Source organism: uncultured Hymenobacter sp. (assembly GCF_964242765.1).
Lineage (GTDB): Bacteria > Bacteroidota > Bacteroidia > Cytophagales > Hymenobacteraceae > Hymenobacter.
The window spans coordinates 119,881-136,846 of the sequence record NZ_CAXTBM010000001.1; the positions used below are offsets into that span (position 1 = coordinate 119,881).

A 16,966-nucleotide genomic window follows, 5' to 3' on the forward strand; every position below is an offset into this window, starting at 1 on the left:
ATAGCGGAAATGCAAAGCTTGGCTAACGGGGCTCAGAGGCTACAACCCGTGCGCCTCGCGCATGGCCTCACGGCAGGCCGTAAGGTAGACCTCCACCAATTCATCGGTGATGGCCGTGCTCACGAACAGAGCTTCGTACTGGGCCGGGGCCAGGTAGATGCTACGTTGCAGCATGGCGCGGAAGTAGCGGCCAAACGCCTCAGTGTCGGAGTGCTTGGCGTCAGCTAGGTTGTTGACCGGCCTATCGGTGAAGAATACGCTGAACATCGAGCCTACCTGGTTGACCGTGTAGTTCAGACTCAGCTCGGCGGCAATCTGGCGGGTGCCGTCGGCGAGGCGGGTGGTGATGCGGTTTAGCTCGTCGTAGAGTTCGGGGTGCTGCTGGAGGTAGGTGAGCTGAGCAATGCCAGCAGCAGTGGCAATGGGGTTACCGGAGAGCGTGCCCGCTTGGTACACTTTGCCCGCGGGGGCCACGTTGTCCATGATATCCTGCCGGCCACCATAAGCGCCGACCGGCATGCCGCCTCCAATGATTTTGCCGAGCGTGGTCATATCGGGGGTGATGCCGTAGAGTTCTTGCGCCCCGCCCGCTGCGAGGCGGAAGCCGGTCATTACCTCATCGAATATAAGGACGATGCCGTGCTGGGTACACAAGTCGCGCAGGCCCTGCAAGTAGCCTGGGTGCGGCGCTACCAAGCCCATGTTGCCCACTACGGGCTCCAGAATCAAGGCCGCCACTTGGCCGTCGTTTACCGCCATAATTTGCTTAACAGCCGCCAAATCGTTGTAAGGCACCGTGAGCGTATCCTGGGCTACGCCTTCCGTTACGCCGGGCGAATCGGGGGTGCCGAGGGTAAGGGCCCCAGAGCCGGCCGCAATCAGAAACGAGTCGCCGTGACCGTGGTAGCAGCCCTCGAACTTGATGATCTTGTTGCGCCCCGTGTAGCCCCGCGCCACCCGAATAGCCGACATGGTGGCCTCCGTGCCGGAGTTTACGAGTCGCACCTTCTCGATGCTCGGCACCATTTGCTTGATGAGTTCGGCCATTTCCACTTCGCGGCGCGTGGGCGCCCCAAACGAGAGCGAAGCCGGAATGGCCGCCTGCACGGCATCGAGCACTACGTCGGGCGCATGTCCCAGAATCATTGGGCCCCAGGAGTTGATGAAATCCAGGTACTGGTTGCCGTCGACATCCGTTAGCCAAGCTCCTTTGGCTGACTGCATGAACACGGGGTGGCCCCCCACGGCGCGGAAGGCCCGCACTGGCGAGTTGACCCCGCCGGGAATGTGGTTTTTGGCGCGCTCGAAAAGGTCGGCACTGGTTTGCAGGGCAAGTTCGGGGGCGGTGGTAGGCGAAGGAAATGGCATAGCAGAAAAGTAGCGCGAAGCTCCAGCTTCACGTATCGTTAAACAAGTATTGTGACGACAACACAAAACAGGGCGCAAAACTGGAGCTTCGCACCACCATCAATACAACCTAGCGGATGCCCACCGGGTTCAGTACTTCCAGCTCCAACCGCTCTAATTTGGTAAGCGGCACGTACTGATTATCGTGCGCGCCGCCGGGGTAGCCGATGCCCTGAAACACGGCTCCCGATACCGGGCCGGCGTTGGTAAGCTGCTGCTGAAAAGCCGGCCCATGAAGGTGCAACTGGGAGCCGAAATAGTACAGCAACTCGAAGCCCGTAAAGGCAAACACGGATGGCGGTAGGTTCTGGCGTTGCATATACAACTGCCGAAACCGCTGCACCCCGAAACTGGTACGGTCTATATACTTCGGATGCACAAAGTACACGTCGCGCGCATCAAGTTGCCCTAGGCCGATGCGGTTGTTGTCGAGCCAGGAAGAATAGGTGAGCAGGGGCGGCCGGGCATCCTGCGCTTTCAGGGCACTCAGCGTATAAGGCCCTATCTTTTTAGCGTCGGAAGCAACTACCAAGTGCCCAACGTTTTTCAAATCGAGGCCGGCAAAGCCCGCACTCAACGATTCTTCCACGTTGGAATTGATGCGGCGTAGCTCTACTACCCGGCCGCCCAGCGCCTCGTAAGCCTGCTTATAAGCTAATCCGAAGGCCGCTTCATCCCGGGTATCCTCGTGCAGCACCACGGCTGTCCGCGTCCCGCCCAGCCGGGTATAGGCGAATTGCGCCGCCTGCCGGGCCTGCGTGACCATGCTCGGCTCGAAGAGGTAGTGCCAGGAATTGTCGAGCACCAGGTCGCCGTCCTGGGAAAGCGGATTCACGCAAACAATCTGCTTCTGCTGCGCATACCGGGCCAAAATCTTGCTGCCCGACTTATACACCGGGCCGATGATGAGGTCCATGCCCGCCAACTCTGGCAGGGTCAGCACCTGTTTGAGCTGTAGCGTATCAGCGCCGGTGTCGTAGGCGAAAAGCTGCACCGGATGGCCCTCGCGCTGCAAGGAATCCTGCGCGAGGCGCAGACCCGCGTACAGGTCCGTCACGAACTGATTTTTGCGGCGCGTTTCCCAACTCGGGTCGTTGAATTCGAAAGGCAAAAGCACTCCTATGTTATAGGTGCTCTTCTTGAGGGCGCGGGGGCGCGGCGTGTAGCGGCTGCGGTCCAGCGCAAACTGCGTAACAAGTTGGTCGAGTTGGCCTTTGTCGGCGTCGGTGTACCAGCCCCCGTTGGCCAGCTTATCGGCGTAGGCGCGCCCCAGCGCCACTTCCTGCGGATAAGTTTTCAGCAGGTTTTGGAAAGTAGGCTTGTCTTTTACGCGAGGTAAATACGCCGCTTTCATGTTTTCCCGCTCTTGCACAAGCTTGTCGGTGGGGAGCAGGGCTAGCACCTTCAGGGCATTATCGAAGTCGTTTTGCTCGAACGACACTTGTCCTTGCAAAAACAACGCGTCGGGCATACCGGGCCACTGGGCATACTCGCTGCGCAACAAATTCAGCATTTGCTCGGCTTCGGCCCATTTCTTGGCCCGACTAGCCGCCACGGCGTAGAGGTAGGCGGCTTCGGGAGCTTGCTTAAACTGATTGCCAGCGGCCGCAACAGGCTCCAACTCAGTCATGGCCAAGTCGTAGCGAGTCTGGCCGATGAGGGTTTTGCCATTTTTATAGCGGGTGTTTAGGTCCGAAGAACCCAGGTTAGCGGGCAGGGGCGGACCAGTGGGTTTGGGAGGCGTGCTAACTGGTTTCGAGGCCGTAGTTGCGCCCTCAGCAATTGATTTGGTTGCGGCGGACACTGTCGATTTAGTGGCTGAGGTTGTGTTAGTAGCCGCTGGTTTGTTGGCCGCTGTGCTCATTTTGCTGGCAGCCGGGGTAGCAGATTTGTTGGTGGCCGGGGTGGTTGGCTTGCTAGTGGTTGGGGTAGCAGGCTTGCTGGTAGCAGCCGGCGGACGGGTAGCCGCGGGCTTGGGTGTGGCTTGTTGGGCTTGGTTGGGCAGGGCCAGGGCCAAGCAGCTACCCAACGCGGCAAGTCGCACAAAAGAGAAAAACGGCATAAGCCAAAAGCCAGAAAGTGAGGCGTGATAGAAACCAAGCTGCAACACCGCAGTTTGTCAATCAAATGTACGAAGGAAGGCTGGGGAAGGTATACAAAGCAAAGGCTGTCCGCCCTTGCTACTGCCCGTCAGTGTGCCCAACCCCAGGCCATCCTACCTGGGGTGTAAGCAGGATGGAACAAGGTGTCGGAAACTAAGAATTTGTTTAGTGAGTCTCCAACCGTCATGCCAACGTCGCCAAAGCGCCTGTTTCAATAATGGGTTACTCAGCAGCTTGCTGTATGCGAATGAGAGTGTTGAGGGCTGTTGCTCTATTCAAACCGGAAACACTACGAGCGTGGTCTACGTTGTTGCTGATGGAATGATGTTGCACGTTGACGCCACCCACCTATGGCCCTGCTACCTGGCTTAAAGCGCCGCCCCCGAACCTATAGCGACGAAAACCCCCGTGACCCCAGCAAGTGGGGCTGGTATATTATGGCTGTTATTGCCGTGTTGTGGCTGGCTTACTCCTTGTTTTTCAACAAGTAGCCACCGCCGCTTTTCAGTGAATGCGTTGTAACTTTCAGTGCTGTGCCAGTCTATAACTGCCTGATTGGATACAATCTGCCGTTGAATTTTCCGTTCTTGTGCCTATGTCGGTTCCTCTCGCCACTCTAGCGCTGCCCCAAATCCGGCAGCGTCTCAACCTGATTTTACTCCTAGGAGCTTCTCTGGCCCTGAGCGTAGTGCTGATTGCGTTTCGAGTGTTTTTCACCCACCAGATTACGTTTGTATTTCTGCTCTGGAACTTGTTTCTGGCGCTGATTCCCTTTGGATTGAGTACCATGCTGGGCCTTTCGGCTGGCCGCCTAAAAGCACGGGTACTATTGCCCGTGGGGTTGGTGTGGCTGCTGTTTTTTCCTAACGCCCCGTACATCCTCACCGACTTATTTCACCTCGAGCGCCGCGTGAGCGTACCGTACTGGTACGACCTGGCACTTATTCTGAGTTGCGCCTGGAATGGGTTGATGCTGGCCTACGCCTCTCTTATTGATATGCAGGCTTTGGTAGCGCGGCGGCTAGGCGCGGGCGCGGGCTGGGCGTTTGCCACGGTAGCGTTGCTGCTGAGTTCGTTTGGTATCTATCTGGGCCGCTACCTGCGCTTCAACTCCTGGGATGTTGTTACCAACCCGCTTACTTTGTTTTTCGACATCGTAAGCCGCTTACTACATCCTTTTGCCCACCCTGGCACTTGGGGTGTAACACTGCTCTACGGAGTTTTTTTGGTGTTAGGCTACGCTACCGTCCGGCTGCTAGGCCGCATGGGGGAGCCGGTATAACTCTCATCTGTTCGCCTCCCATAACTAGGCTAGCAGCTAGCTTATTTTTATACGAAAAAGTCGCAACTGAAAGCCAGTTGCTACAGGCAATAGGCTCCAATTAAGGAGCCTATTGTTTTGAAAGGACCTTTTCAAAACGGATGTGACGCTAAAACTTCTTCTTAATGAAGAGAGCCATAGCCCTGCTATGTTGGCTACTGCAAGCAGGTTCTAACTGTTAGTACAAGGTAATGCTATCAAGTATGCATTTTATAATAATAGCAAGATGATGCATGTCATTTTGAGTTAAGCATTCGTTTGCATAAGCAACAAAGTGATATATAATTAGCATAATTTACTCTCATACTTTAGTTTCTATTCAGTTATACGGTTGAGATTTTATATTTTTTATTTTTTCAATAAAAAGGTAGCAACTGAATGAAATAAAATTATCTTGCTTTATCATTCAGTCTGTATTAATCAGACTATCTCTTATTATTGCTTTGTTGTCAACGTCCATGTTTCCCTCTCCGATTGTGCATGCTATGCGGCTGTGGCAAGATATGCTAGGCCAAGAACACGAAACTCCTCGCTCTTTTCTGTGGCAAAATGTGGAAGACATGGAGCCCGACGAGGCGGGGGCTATTGATTGGCGAAACCAACAGGTCAAGACGCGAATTTACTTTAAAGGCGACAAAGTCATTTGCGTTCTGGGCGAATACAGCTACTGGCGTCGGCAATGGATGGCATTCGCCAAATGGCAGGAAGTACCGCTCACACAGGCAAGGCCAAATTAATCGAGGATACCTTTTACTTGCCCTCTACGGAGCTTCGCAGGCAGGTATTCTCTTTTGTGCTTCTATTGTAGGCAGGTTATGGCGGTAGCTAACGGGGTGGGAAGTGGTTGCTGAACACAAACAAGCATATTTCTTAAGTGCAGGACCAAGAAGCAGGTTTTAGGCCTTTGCCGTACCTTGCCATCCTGATGATGCACCTCCAAACCGATTTTTCCAACACGCCGGCCATGACCTGGGAACGGTTGCTGAGTCGCCGCCGCTACCCCGAGCAGCCCCAGTTGCACGTTGTGACCGATGCGCCGCCCGTGCGCGGGGCATTTGTGGCTGATTACGACCGGGTGGTGTTCAGTTCTGCGTTTCGGCGGATGCAGCGCAAAACGCAAGTGATGCCGTTGCCCGAAACCGACTTCGTGCACACCCGCCTCACGCATTCCTTGGAAACTGCCTGTGTAGGCCGCTCCCTAGGGCGCCTCGGGGGCCGGCTGCTGCTCGAGGAAACCGAGGGCTTGGCCCAAACGCTGCCCCATCTCGATTCCGACTTTGGCGATATAGTAGCGGCCGCCTGCTTGGCCCACGACATCGGCAATCCGCCTTTTGGCCACTCCGGTGAAGACGCTATTTCCACCTACTTCCGGAGTCCGGCTGCCGAGCCCTTTGTGCGAGTACTCAACGCCGCGCAACGCGCCGACTTGCAGCGGTTCGAGGGGAATGCGGCTGGCTTTCGGACCCTTACGCACACTTATGCGGCTCACAGTAGTGGTTCGGCAGGGTTGGGCTTAACGTATGCCACGCTGGGGGCTTACACCAAGTACCCGCGCCCGTCGGTGCTTGAAGAAGAAGCGAGTACCCGCGGTACCAGCGAGAAACGGCACGGTTACTTTCAAACGGAAGCCACTCGGTTTCAGGAAATAGCGCAAGAACTTGGCCTGTTGCCCAAGCCACCCGGCTCGGCCGCCGGTTTTTACCATCGCCATCCGTTGGCCTTCCTCGTAGAAGCCGCCGACGATATATGCTACCGCATCATCGACTTCGAAGATGGTCTCAAGTTGAATTTGATTCCTTGCCAGACAGGCCTGCGCCTGCTCCGCGAAATGCTCGGCGATGCTCCCAACCGCAGGGGCTCTGTGGAGTGGCGCGACTGGCGCGAAGAGTTGGGGTACTTGCGTGCGCGTCTCATCAACCGGCTTGTGCAGCAAACGGCGCGCCTCTTCGCCGATCGAGCCCCTGCTTTTCTCCACGGCCGTGCGGACGAACCCCTGGTGCAGCAACTCGACTGCTGGGAGCAGCTTCAGCAGATGCATGCCCTCACGGTAGAGCACCTCTATCACAGTCGCCCCGTGCTGGAAATAGAGGCGGCTGGCTTCGACGTAATGGCTGGTTTGCTCGACGCTTTTCTGCACGCCACCTTCGACCCGTACGCGGGCTCTCGTTCTCGCAAGCTTCAGCAGCTACTACCCGTACAGTTTCGTGCCAACGGCCCCCACGGCTCCCAAGAAGGAAGCTCGGCCTACGAGCAAATTATCCTGCTCACCGATTACATCGGTGGCCTTACCGACCAGAACGCGCTGAGTTTGTATCGCACCATTCGGGGTATTGACCTGCCGAAAGTGTTCTGAAGCAAAGGCGCTGCTTTGTGTAGCTGCTTATGCGGGAGGTTCTGACAGTAAACCTTTATCAGGCCGATCCTTTGTGCTTGAGCAGGTTAGGTTTCGTACTGATCTAGTACTTCGCGAAGGTCGTCTAGGCGCCGGCTGATCAGCGTTAAAATATCGTCAGGAATAGGAATTGGGCTGCCGTGGCGGGTAGCCAGGTAACGCACCAGCGCCAGAAGACCTTGTAATTCTTCTTGCACTTGATTGCGAAGTAGCCGCCATTGGTCTTCCCCCAATTCAGGGCTTTGCAGGCAGCAGTGACGCACTGCCACCATTTGGCTAACTAAGGTGGCTATCTGTTCTAAAAGTTGCTGCTCGCCCTCGCTTAAATAGCGCGGCTGAAAGTCAATTATGCATAACGAGCCAACGCGCCGCTCATCGGGCATGCGTAGGGGGGCTGCTGCGTAAAAACGAAGCTTTTTGTCTCGGGCAGCTTCAGCTGCTTGAGGAGTGATAAGTGGCGAAGATTCGTGGCTTAAATCAGCGTATACTACGGCTTTGCTGTCGAGGATAGCCGTTGAGCAAAGTGCTTCTTCCCGAGGCTGAGCCAGTAGGTTTGAGAGGCCGTAACTTGCTTTATAGTGAACCTGCTTCTCTTCGATGAGAGCAATCAATGAGATTGGTAGATTGAAAATACGAGCTGCAAGTGCTACAAATTCGCCAAAAACAGCTTCCTGCAACGAGTGCGTAACGTCGTATCGATGAATCGAACGAAGGCGTTGGATTTCGTCGGCAGGAATGAGTATTTGGGGAATTGCGGTCATGCGATAAGTAGATGATAACTAACTAGAAGAACCTCTTCTAAAGCAATTTGAGGCTTTAGAAGATAAGAAAAAAGAAAGAATTAGCACTTCTTTATAGACCACTATTTATTCTACTAATCATTCACATCTTTTCTTTTTTCTGTGCGTTGCAATAGCCGCAAAGTAGTGTCTAGGCGTTGGGTGCGGATAAGCTGTTGGTACTGCTGCCGTAGGTGCTCTTGCTGCTGGCGCTGCTCTTGCTTCTGAAAAGGACGTACTTTGTAGGGGGTGCCCGGCTGCCGGTTCAGGTTCACGAAAATTAGTCCCCGGCTGGGCCGGTTGGCGGCTTCGCCGCTTTTAATGCGGGCCACCCGCTTTTCATTATTGCCAAATAAGGCCTGCATCGGACTCAGCCCCACGTACAAATTGGCTTGGCCATCGAGGCGGTACTCACCACTTACGGCCAAGTCGGTTAGATTGCTGTTAAGGTGCAAGCCCGGCACCACTACCCGGTTGCCATCCAGCACGAAACGAGGACTGACTGGTTCGAAATACAAATGATTTGTGCGCTTGTCACGCAAAAATTTCAGGGCTTGTGCCAGGGCCTCTACATCCAGTAATTCCAGGTCACGGAGGTCGGTTTTCAGGTAAGCATAGGTTTCCGTGAGGTTGGGCAGAAAAACGGCGTTGAGGTTGGTATGCAAATCGGCTTCGCAACGCATAGTGCCCCGAATGTTGGCGGGGCGGAGCACATCGAAGCGCAACGCTTCCGCCACCCGGAATAGCGCCGGTAAATCCACATCCTGGAGGCGCACTTGCGCGCGTAGGGGGTACTGAGCAGTGCCTGCATCAGTTTGCATGCGTCCCTGCAAGGAAACAATTCCGCCGAAGGCGCGCAACGAACAACTTTCCAGTCGCGCCGCACCGGGTTCTAAGTGGCTGATCAATTGAAAATTACTGCCTCGTATCACAGCATACTGGACTCGGTCGGCCGAAACGCGGACTTGTGCCGTCACGGTGCCGTCTAAGAAGGGTGAGGTGACCGGCCGCGGCTGAGCGGTAGTTGTAAACTGAGCTTTCGCTGAAGACGGTGGCGTCAGGGCTGCCAATAATCCAAGCAAGCGTTGCACATCGAGCGTGCCGTAGCGCAGATCTACTTCGGCGTGCGCCGCCGCTAATTGGCCCTCCGCAAGCCGGGCACTGGCACTTACGCGGCCTCGTCCCCCGGCACTGGTGCTAAAGTTCAGATAAGGAACTTGAAAAGTTAGCCCTGCTTTATGGATGCGCAACTGAAGGTTGGTTAGGTTCTCGCCGGCAGGTAAGCGCAGAGTTTGCACAGTCGCTACCACTTGGCCATTGGCACTTAGCAGGGCTTGGTACAAACTAGGGTCGGGAGGAGCGGAGGAGGTGGTAACCGCGCGGCGAGGCCGGCTGAGTAGAGCCAGCAGGCGCTGGTATCCTATTGTATTGAAGCGTAGGGCCAGTTGCACGTTCACGGGACGCATCCGCAGCGTATCGGTGGGCCAACTGATAGCGCCACTCACGAGGCCGCCCCACACCTGAGTTTGCAGGCTGGTAAGCTGCACATAGCGACCGTTGTGGCGTATTGTGGCCGCTAGCTGCCGTAGGGTATCGGCGGGCAGCACCAGTCGGCCGCATTGCAGCCGGATGTTGAGATGAAGACCAGCAGGCAGCAGGTTCATAGCCCGCGCGGCTAGTTCTTGGTTGCGCGGGCGGCCAGGGCGCCCCACTCGGGGGGCGCGGCGCGGCCGCCCTATCGGTGGCGCCAACAACTGGCGCAGGCGGTCGAGGCGCAGTTCATCTACCACGAAGCTGCCCGTAACGGTGGTAGTTGGGTGCTGCCCGTTGAAATACGAAAGCAAATAAGTGGTAGTAGCATTAGCGCGGACGTTCATACCGTTGAGGCGGCCCGTCAGGTTTTCCAGCAGCCACGAGCTGTCGCGCAGTCCTAGCCGCACATTCAACCCCGACATATCGGCCCCACGGCTGGGTATCAGAAACGAGGCGTTTTCGAGGGTGATTCTCCCGCGTACGGCCAGAGGCGGTGAAGTACGGACAGGAACGCTGCTAGCCCGGCTGGCTCGCCGAATTGCCCGAGTTGGTATTTCGGGTAGGGGGCCATTGAGCGTCAAGTCCAGAGTTGCATTGCCGTGGCGGGCCCGCCATAAGCCCGGCGCTACCACGGCCGCTAGCGTTTGGAGTTCCGTGCGCCCGCGCACCCGGCCGCTCAGGATAGGGCGGGTGAAGTCGCGCGCGGTGATGGCAGCGTCCAGTTCTCCGGCCGAGGAATATAAGCGGCACTGCTCGAAAGAAAGGGAGGTGGTACGTGGGGAGTGCTCGGCTCCATTGTCGAAAGTGCCGCGGGCGTCCCAACGGCGAATACGCCGCAAAGAATCCGTCCACTGCAATTGTGCATTGCGCAGTTGAAACTGTAGAATAGTGCGCGGGCGAGCAGTAGGGCCACTCACCCCTTTGATGGTGTACCAAATGCGGGCATGGCTGGTGCTGCGGGCTCCGAGCAAATAGCGGTGCATACCATTGGGAAGGGCCACGTGCAACACTTCAAGCAGCGGTTGCGAGCCAACCATGCGCAAGTCGAGACGGGTACCGCGCGATTGTCCTGGTGCTGGCGCCTGATGAGTGCCTCTAATAAGTACAGTGTCGCCGTTGAGGGTGGCGTGGGTACGCAGAAATGTGCCTTTGCGCTGCTCGAAATTGTATTGGTAGCTGACCCATGCCCGCACTGATTCTTGCACAAACAGGTTGCCGCGCCCACTCCGCAAGTATACTAGCTGCCCGTCTAGGGTGCCGCGCACCTGGGCCGTACCATCTCGGCCGCGGGCCCATAGCCGCGCCTGCCGCACAACGGCCTCGAAACCGCTGTTTTGCAGATCGTTGCGGTCCACCATGCGGAAATCAACGAGCGTAAGCGAGTCCAGATCGAAGTTGGGCGGAGACGCGGCAGTGGACCGGCGGGGCCCTTTGCCGTGCAAGCCCCAGTCGTGGCCCGTGGAATCGGTGAGCTGGCGGAACTCGGTGTTGTAGAGCGTGAGGTGGTGGACGTGCACCCGCCCCCGCAGCAACTGGCTGAGTTGTAGCCTGGCATCGGCATGACCAATGCGCAAAACCGGCACTACCGCCCGGGCAGTGGTATCGGTGAGTTGGAAGTGGCGCAGCGAAACCGTGAAATCCGGGAAGTGGCGCAGCAGTGAGAACTCTACGTTGAAAGGAGCCAGCACTAAGTCGGAATTGCGGGCCAGCTGCTCCCGCACTAATTGCTCTACTCGCCTTTGCCCCCAGCTAGATCCTAGCAAAACTGCCCCCACTAAGAGGGCAAGCAGGAAGCCCAGCAACGAAAAGCCCAGCAATTGACGGAATGAAGGGCGTTTCATATAAAATAGGAGGGCAGCATGAAAGCAGAATCGGAAGGTGGTCAGCGCTTGCCGCTTCTACGCAGAAACTACTGTTGTGGTACGACGCCTATTAGCAAGGCCATCCAGCAGCCATAAAGACGTTGCCAGTAAGGCAGGATGAAAGCAAAAAAAAGAATTTATTTAGACATTTTCTAAATAATTATACATTTGGGCCTCTCATTCTCTCTGTTGTTATGGCCCAATTCTTTCATCACAACGATTTTGGCTATTGTGCCCGCTGCCCACGTACCTGTCATTTGCACCTTTGCTTCGGCAATGTAGCCTTAGCCGCAACTCCCCCCGAATTCGCGGAGTTCCGTCAGGTAGTTGCAGACACTTGGCAGCACCATTGCCTGCGCACTACCGACCCCGAGGTGCGCTGTATTGCATTGCGTACACCGGCTCCGCACCTGGCTTTGGTTTTCTCGCTCGTTGAATTAACCCAACTGCGCGATATTCTGGAAAATACGGCGCTGTTGCTGGAGGTAGAGCAACTGCTAAGCCCCAAAACGTTTGAGTAGTAGGCCGCAAATGCGAAAGGCCGCATTACGTTGCAAACCTTTTCTGCGAGTGCTTCGCTTGAAGTATTCCTGCCTAGCATAACCTGCCGTCAGCAGCAAAAGCCGGTGTTTTATACCTCGGCCGGCGAGGCTTTGCTGAAACTAAACAAGCAGCCGAGGCGGCTTCTAACGCACGAAGGGCCGCCAGCACAATGCCAGCAGCCCTTCACTCAGTTATTCAATTACTCACTTGCCGCCTATTCCCACTCGATAGTAGCTGGCGGCTTGCTGGAAATGTCGTACACCACGCGGTTGATGCCGCGCACTTGGTTGATAATTTTATTGCTGATTTCGGCAAGGAATTCATAAGGCAGATGAGCCCAGTCGGCGGTCATGCCATCCACGCTGGTTACGGCGCGTAGGGCCACTACTTGCTCGTAGGTGCGCTCGTCGCCCATCACGCCAACACTTTGAATAGGAAGCAGCATCACACCGGCCTGCCAGGTTTGGTCGTAGAGGCCATGGGCTTTTAGGCCGTTAATGAAGATGGCGTCGGCGCGTTGAAGCAAATCCACTTTTGCAGGGGTGATGTCGCCCAGAATACGAATGCCTAAACCGGGGCCGGGGAAGGGGTGACGGTGCAGAATGTTGGTCGGCAACCCTAAGGTGTGGCCTACTTCGCGCACTTCATCCTTAAACAAAGCCCGCAGCGGCTCCACCACCCGCAAGTTCATTTTGGCTGGTAGGCCGCCCACATTGTGGTGGCTCTTAATGGTTACGGCTGGTCCTTTCACCGACACCGACTCGATAACATCGGGATAAATCGTGCCCTGGGCCAGCCAACGGGCGCCGTCTACTTTTTGCGCCTCCCGGTCGAACACCTCAATAAAGGTGCGGCCAATGGCTTTGCGCTTCAACTCGGGGTCGGTGAGGCCCGCTAAGGCCGCGTAGAACTCCGTGGAGGCATCTACGCCCCGTACATTCAACCCCAGGTCCTTATAGGAGTGCAGCACATCTTCGTACTCGTCTTTGCGCAGCAGTCCGTTGTTGACGAAAATGCCGTGCAGCCGACTCCCGATGGCGCGGTGTAGCAGCAAGGCTGCCACGCTGGAATCGACACCACCCGAGAGCCCCAAAATCACCTGGTCTCGCTCGCCAATGGTGCGTTGCAGCGTATCCACCATCGAATCCACAAAATGCTCGGGCGTCCAACTTTGGTCGAGGCCGCAGATGTTTACCACAAAGTTCTGGAGCAGCGTTTTGCCGTCGGTGCTGTGCGTAACTTCCGGATGGAACTGGATGCCGTAGGTGGGCTGGTTTTCGATATGAAAAGCGGCTACATCCACTTCTGGTGTGCTGGCTATAATCTGGAAACCGGCCGGCAAGTGTTTGATGGTATCGCCGTGCGACATCCACACCTGCGACTCGGTAGGCACGCCATGCAGCAAGGGGCTTTCATGGTTGACGTGCGCCAGACGGGCCCGGCCATATTCCCGGATGGTAGCGGGCATTACTTCGCCGCCCTGCTGATACGCGAGTAGCTGCGCACCGTAACAAACACCGAGTACTGGCACGTGACCAAGATAGGCGGAAAGGTCGGGGTTAGGCGATTCGGCGTCGCGCACGGAGCAAGGGGAGCCGGAAAGCACAACGCCCCGGATATCCTCAGTGAGGTCCGGGGCGTGCGTATAAGGGTGAATCTCGCAGTAAACGTTCAACTCCCGAATGCGTCGGGCAATAAGCTGAGTGTACTGCGACCCAAAATCAAGAATCAGAATCTGTTGAGGCATAGGCAAAGGTAAGCAGGGACTAAGGCAGCACAAAATTATGAGCCTCTACCAGCTAATATTCCCTGTTTGGCCATGAAATTGTATAATTAATGTCCAATCAAATAGTATTAGTTTAAAAATTAATTGTCTTATACATTGATGTTATAAATATTCTATATATACTTGTATCATCAAACACTGGTTTGCTAGTAATGCCAGCTGTAATACTACCTCTTTACTCGTCCCATTATCCCCCACACCTGCTGCATGAAATTATTTGTACACTTCCTCTTTATCATGACAAGCCTTTTCTTGTCAACAGCTGCTAAAGCGCAATACGCTACCAGCACAACCTCAAACTCCCGGACAATGCCTAAAATGGCCATTGCCATGAGCATTGCACCAGTACCCACTCCTTCAGCCGCACCGATAAAAGAAGATGTTCCTCTGGAAGTAAAAAACTTTAAAGGAACAGTGATTGATGAATTAGGAGAGCCTCTGGCGGGGGTAGTGGTATCAGTGGTGGCAAGTAAAAATCAGTTCAGCCTCGCAACTACTACCAACGCGGAAGGGGAGTACTTGCTACAGACCACTGCTGCCTCGCCCGTGTTATTGGTGAGCTATGCTGGCTATGAGGATGTACAGCAGCAAGCTATGCCCGCCCGTCCCATCACGTTCCAACTCCAACCAATTGATGGATATGAGCGCCAGTTGAAGAAGAGAGTTAAAGCCGCCGAGAAAGCTTGGCAGAAGTAGTCCTCGACGAAAACAGTGGCTGCATAGCTATTAATGCCCTCGTTGATTATCGATAGTGAAAAAGCTATTTAATTGTTTATTAGCAAGTTGATTATTATAAAATTGCTTTAGTACCGCTCTTATATAAACTGAATAACTCACCTACTTACCTCGTTCTATCTCCCATAGCGCCGCTTTGCTCGAACACCATCCTAGGTCTACTTTCAGCTCTAGGTGGTGTTTGGTAAAGCAGCGCTTTTATGCTTATGACACCCTACAGCGAACTGCTTTCAACTGAAGCAAGGGCAGAGCCCTTGAAAATAAAGCGCCTGATACTCTGACGATAGGTGACTGAAAAGATAAAAAAACAAGCATTTATAGGGTAAACAGCGTGATTCGTTGCTATCTTTGCACCCGGCGAGTCAGAACGACCAGCTCCTGTTGAACTCCCCCAGGACCGGAAGGTAGCAAGGGTAGACGGTTGAGCGGTGCGATTTTGGCTCGCTTTTTTTTGCCCATAAGTCTCGGAAGTAACCGGATTTGTAAGGGCACGGAATCCAGCCATTAGCAGTCGTAGTATCCGATAAACCTAGCTAAATCCGGGATACGTGGTAGCTTTGAGGACTTGTTGTTTTCAATTGATTCTGCTTCTACCACATGAAATTTTTCATTGATACGGCCAACCTGAAGGATATTCAGGAAGCTGTGGAACTTGGGGTGCTCGATGGTGTAACCACCAATCCTTCGCTGATGGCCAAAGAAGGCATTAAAGGCACTGATGCTGTCATGGCTCACTACAAGCAAATTTGTGAGTTAGTTGATGGCGACGTATCAGCCGAAGTCATTGCCACCGACTACGAAGGTATTGTGCGGGAAGGTGAGGCACTGGCAGAATTGCACCCCAACATTGTGGTGAAAGTACCGATGATTCGGGATGGTGTGAAGGCCATTCGCTACTTTGCCGACAAAGGCATTAAAACCAACTGCACCCTGATTTTTTCGGCCGGACAAGCCTTGTTAGCTGCCAAAGCAGGCGCTACTTACGTGTCGCCGTTTGTGGGTCGCCTTGATGATATTGGGGCCGATGGAATGTTGCTGATTCAGCAAATCGTGGATATTTTTTCCAACTACGGTTACCCAACCCAAGTGCTGGCCGCTTCCGTGCGCCACATTCCGCACCTGATTCAGTGCGCTGAACTGGGGGCCGATGTCGTAACCTGCCCGCTCAGCGTTATTACCGGGCTGCTCAGCCACCCGCTCACCGACAAAGGCCTTGCTACGTTCCTCGCCGACCACGCGAAAGTGAACAACTGATTAGCCGCAAGGTGAGATGGTTAGTTTTTCTAGTAATCTAATAATCTAGCAAAGCGCAGCCATTTAGCAGTCAAACAACTCAATCAGTCAGCCATGTATATCATTAAAGTCAAAGGCAAAGCCAAGATTCCGGATTACATTCAGTTGCGCGACGAAGAGTTTGTGCTCATTGCTTATTTCCGTGCCGACCGGCCCCTAAAGGACTTACACCGCTACGGGCTGGAAAACAAGGAAACGGCATTAGCAGCTGTTATTGATGGCCTTGCTTTCGGCAAGCTGCAAAAGCTGGAAATATGAATTTTGGGCTTAGTGCTTGGTTGTCGGGGTATAGGTTGTCCTGTTATCTGTAAGATACCAAGCCTCAGTAATCAAGTACTAAGCCCTAAAAACCAAGCACTGAATTATGTCCGTTGTCGAGCTGCACGATGCGTATATCATGCAGGATGTGAACACCATCCTGCAAAAGGTCACGTTTACGCTGGAGAAAGGAGAGTTTGCGTATCTGGTGGGCCGGACGGGTTCGGGTAAGAGTTCTTTGCTTAAGACGCTGTACGCCGATTTGGGGTTGGGAGCAGGTACGGGAACGGTAGCAGGTTTTGCCTTACCCCGAATCAGTAACAGTAGCAAGGTGCCGTACCTGCGCCGTAAGCTGGGCATCATTTTCCAGGATTTTCAGCTGCTTTTCGATCGAACCGTAGCCGAGAATCTGCTCTTTGTGCTCAATGCAACTGGCTGGAGTGGTAAGGCGCGCAAGCAACAGCGCATTTCCGAAGTGCTCATGCGCGTGGGCTTGGCCAACGTGGCGGGCAAGATGCCGCACCAGCTTTCGGGAGGAGAACAGCAGCGCGTCGTTATTGCCCGTGCCCTGCTCAACGAGCCGTTACTGCTGCTTGCCGACGAACCTACCGGCAACCTCGACCCTGATGTGGCCGACAGTATTATGCGCCTTTTCGTGGAAATCAACAACTCCGGCACGGCCGTGCTGATGGCTACCCACAACTACCAGATTATTCAGCAGTATCCGAAGCGGGTGCTCAAGTGTGAGCAAGGACAACTGATGGACTCTGCGGTGACGCCTTTCCAACTGAAAAACGAGTTTTAGAAAGTCAAGCGTAGGCGCGTAGGCGCGCACAACCATTGTCCACTTTATGCCCACCTTTAACTTGTAGCAGAGGTTGATTTAAAGTGTTAGCTTGACTGCACATTCAGCTTACTAACGCGTCAGCAATCTAAGTTTTGGGTTCTCAACTTC

The 16,966-nt window shown here is 54.6% G+C and carries 14 protein-coding genes and 1 other RNA gene; 10 read left to right on the top strand and 5 right to left on the bottom strand.

Annotated elements, in window-relative coordinates; translation table 11 throughout:
- Positions 1-39: 39 nt before the first annotated feature.
- Both hemL and ACFE7X_RS00405 read right to left on the bottom strand, forming a co-directional pair.
- Positions 40-1,368, bottom strand: coding sequence for a glutamate-1-semialdehyde 2,1-aminomutase (gene hemL, locus ACFE7X_RS00400; RefSeq protein ID WP_375433669.1), 1,329 nt, complete (start codon positions 1,366-1,368; stop codon positions 40-42).
- 109 nt (positions 1,369-1,477) lie between these two features.
- Positions 1,478-3,469, bottom strand: coding sequence for an ABC transporter substrate-binding protein (locus ACFE7X_RS00405; protein WP_375433670.1), 1,992 nt, complete (start codon positions 3,467-3,469; stop codon positions 1,478-1,480).
- A gap of 390 nt (positions 3,470-3,859) precedes the next feature.
- On the opposite strand from ACFE7X_RS00405, the gene ACFE7X_RS00410 reads away from it, so the two are divergent.
- The 4 genes from ACFE7X_RS00410 to dgt all read left to right on the top strand — a co-directional run bounded on the left by ACFE7X_RS00410 (position 3,860) and on the right by dgt (position 7,183).
- The gene (locus tag ACFE7X_RS00410) at positions 3,860-4,000 is read left to right on the top strand and encodes a hypothetical protein (protein WP_375433671.1); all 141 of its coding nucleotides are present in this window, start codon (positions 3,860-3,862) and stop codon (positions 3,998-4,000) included.
- A 104-nt stretch (positions 4,001-4,104) separates the two neighbouring features.
- The gene (locus tag ACFE7X_RS00415; protein WP_375433672.1) at positions 4,105-4,791 is read left to right on the top strand and encodes a DUF1361 domain-containing protein; all 687 of its coding nucleotides are present in this window, start codon (positions 4,105-4,107) and stop codon (positions 4,789-4,791) included.
- 497 nt (positions 4,792-5,288) lie between these two features.
- Entirely contained in the window at positions 5,289-5,567 is a 279-nt protein-coding gene (locus ACFE7X_RS00420; protein WP_375433673.1) for a hypothetical protein, read from the top strand.
- A 188-nt stretch (positions 5,568-5,755) separates the two neighbouring features.
- On the top strand, positions 5,756-7,183 hold the full coding sequence (dgt, locus tag ACFE7X_RS00425; protein WP_375433674.1) for a dGTP triphosphohydrolase: 1,428 nt from the start codon (positions 5,756-5,758) through the stop codon (positions 7,181-7,183).
- Between the two features lie 86 nt (positions 7,184-7,269).
- On the opposite strand, the gene ACFE7X_RS00430 is transcribed toward dgt, so the two are convergent.
- Together ACFE7X_RS00430 and ACFE7X_RS00435 are read right to left on the bottom strand one after the other, a co-directional pair.
- Positions 7,270-7,983: a GAF domain-containing protein gene (locus ACFE7X_RS00430; protein WP_375433675.1), complete on the bottom strand. Its 714-nt coding sequence runs from the start codon at positions 7,981-7,983 to the stop codon at positions 7,270-7,272.
- A 113-nt stretch (positions 7,984-8,096) separates the two neighbouring features.
- Positions 8,097-11,375: an AsmA-like C-terminal region-containing protein gene (locus ACFE7X_RS00435; protein ID WP_375433676.1), complete on the bottom strand. Its 3,279-nt coding sequence runs from the start codon at positions 11,373-11,375 to the stop codon at positions 8,097-8,099.
- A 215-nt stretch (positions 11,376-11,590) separates the two neighbouring features.
- Between ACFE7X_RS00435 and ACFE7X_RS00440 the strand changes: the two genes are divergently transcribed.
- Positions 11,591-11,917 (top strand): DUF6686 family protein, encoded by a 327-nt coding sequence (locus tag ACFE7X_RS00440; RefSeq protein ID WP_375433677.1) that lies wholly within the window; start codon positions 11,591-11,593, stop codon positions 11,915-11,917.
- Between the two features lie 236 nt (positions 11,918-12,153).
- On the opposite strand, the gene guaA is transcribed toward ACFE7X_RS00440, so the two are convergent.
- The gene (gene guaA / locus ACFE7X_RS00445) at positions 12,154-13,686 is read right to left on the bottom strand and encodes a glutamine-hydrolyzing GMP synthase (RefSeq protein ID WP_375433678.1); all 1,533 of its coding nucleotides are present in this window, start codon (positions 13,684-13,686) and stop codon (positions 12,154-12,156) included.
- Positions 13,687-13,932: 246 nt separating this feature from the next.
- On the opposite strand from guaA, the gene ACFE7X_RS00450 reads away from it, so the two are divergent.
- The 5 genes from ACFE7X_RS00450 (at position 13,933) to ACFE7X_RS00470 (ending at position 16,816) form a co-directional block, all read left to right on the top strand.
- Positions 13,933-14,421 (top strand): carboxypeptidase-like regulatory domain-containing protein, encoded by a 489-nt coding sequence (locus ACFE7X_RS00450; RefSeq protein WP_375433679.1) that lies wholly within the window; start codon positions 13,933-13,935, stop codon positions 14,419-14,421.
- Between the two features lie 393 nt (positions 14,422-14,814).
- An RNA gene (gene ffs, locus ACFE7X_RS00455) (signal recognition particle sRNA small type) lies at positions 14,815-14,911 on the top strand.
- A 146-nt stretch (positions 14,912-15,057) separates the two neighbouring features.
- Entirely contained in the window at positions 15,058-15,714 is a 657-nt protein-coding gene (gene fsa / locus ACFE7X_RS00460) for a fructose-6-phosphate aldolase (RefSeq protein ID WP_375433680.1), read from the top strand.
- 93 nt (positions 15,715-15,807) lie between these two features.
- Positions 15,808-16,011: a fructose-6-phosphate aldolase gene (locus ACFE7X_RS00465; protein WP_245124171.1), complete on the top strand. Its 204-nt coding sequence runs from the start codon at positions 15,808-15,810 to the stop codon at positions 16,009-16,011.
- Between the two features lie 106 nt (positions 16,012-16,117).
- The gene (locus tag ACFE7X_RS00470; RefSeq protein WP_375433681.1) at positions 16,118-16,816 is read left to right on the top strand and encodes a cell division ATP-binding protein FtsE; all 699 of its coding nucleotides are present in this window, start codon (positions 16,118-16,120) and stop codon (positions 16,814-16,816) included.
- The last annotated feature ends 150 nt before the right edge of the window (positions 16,817-16,966 follow it).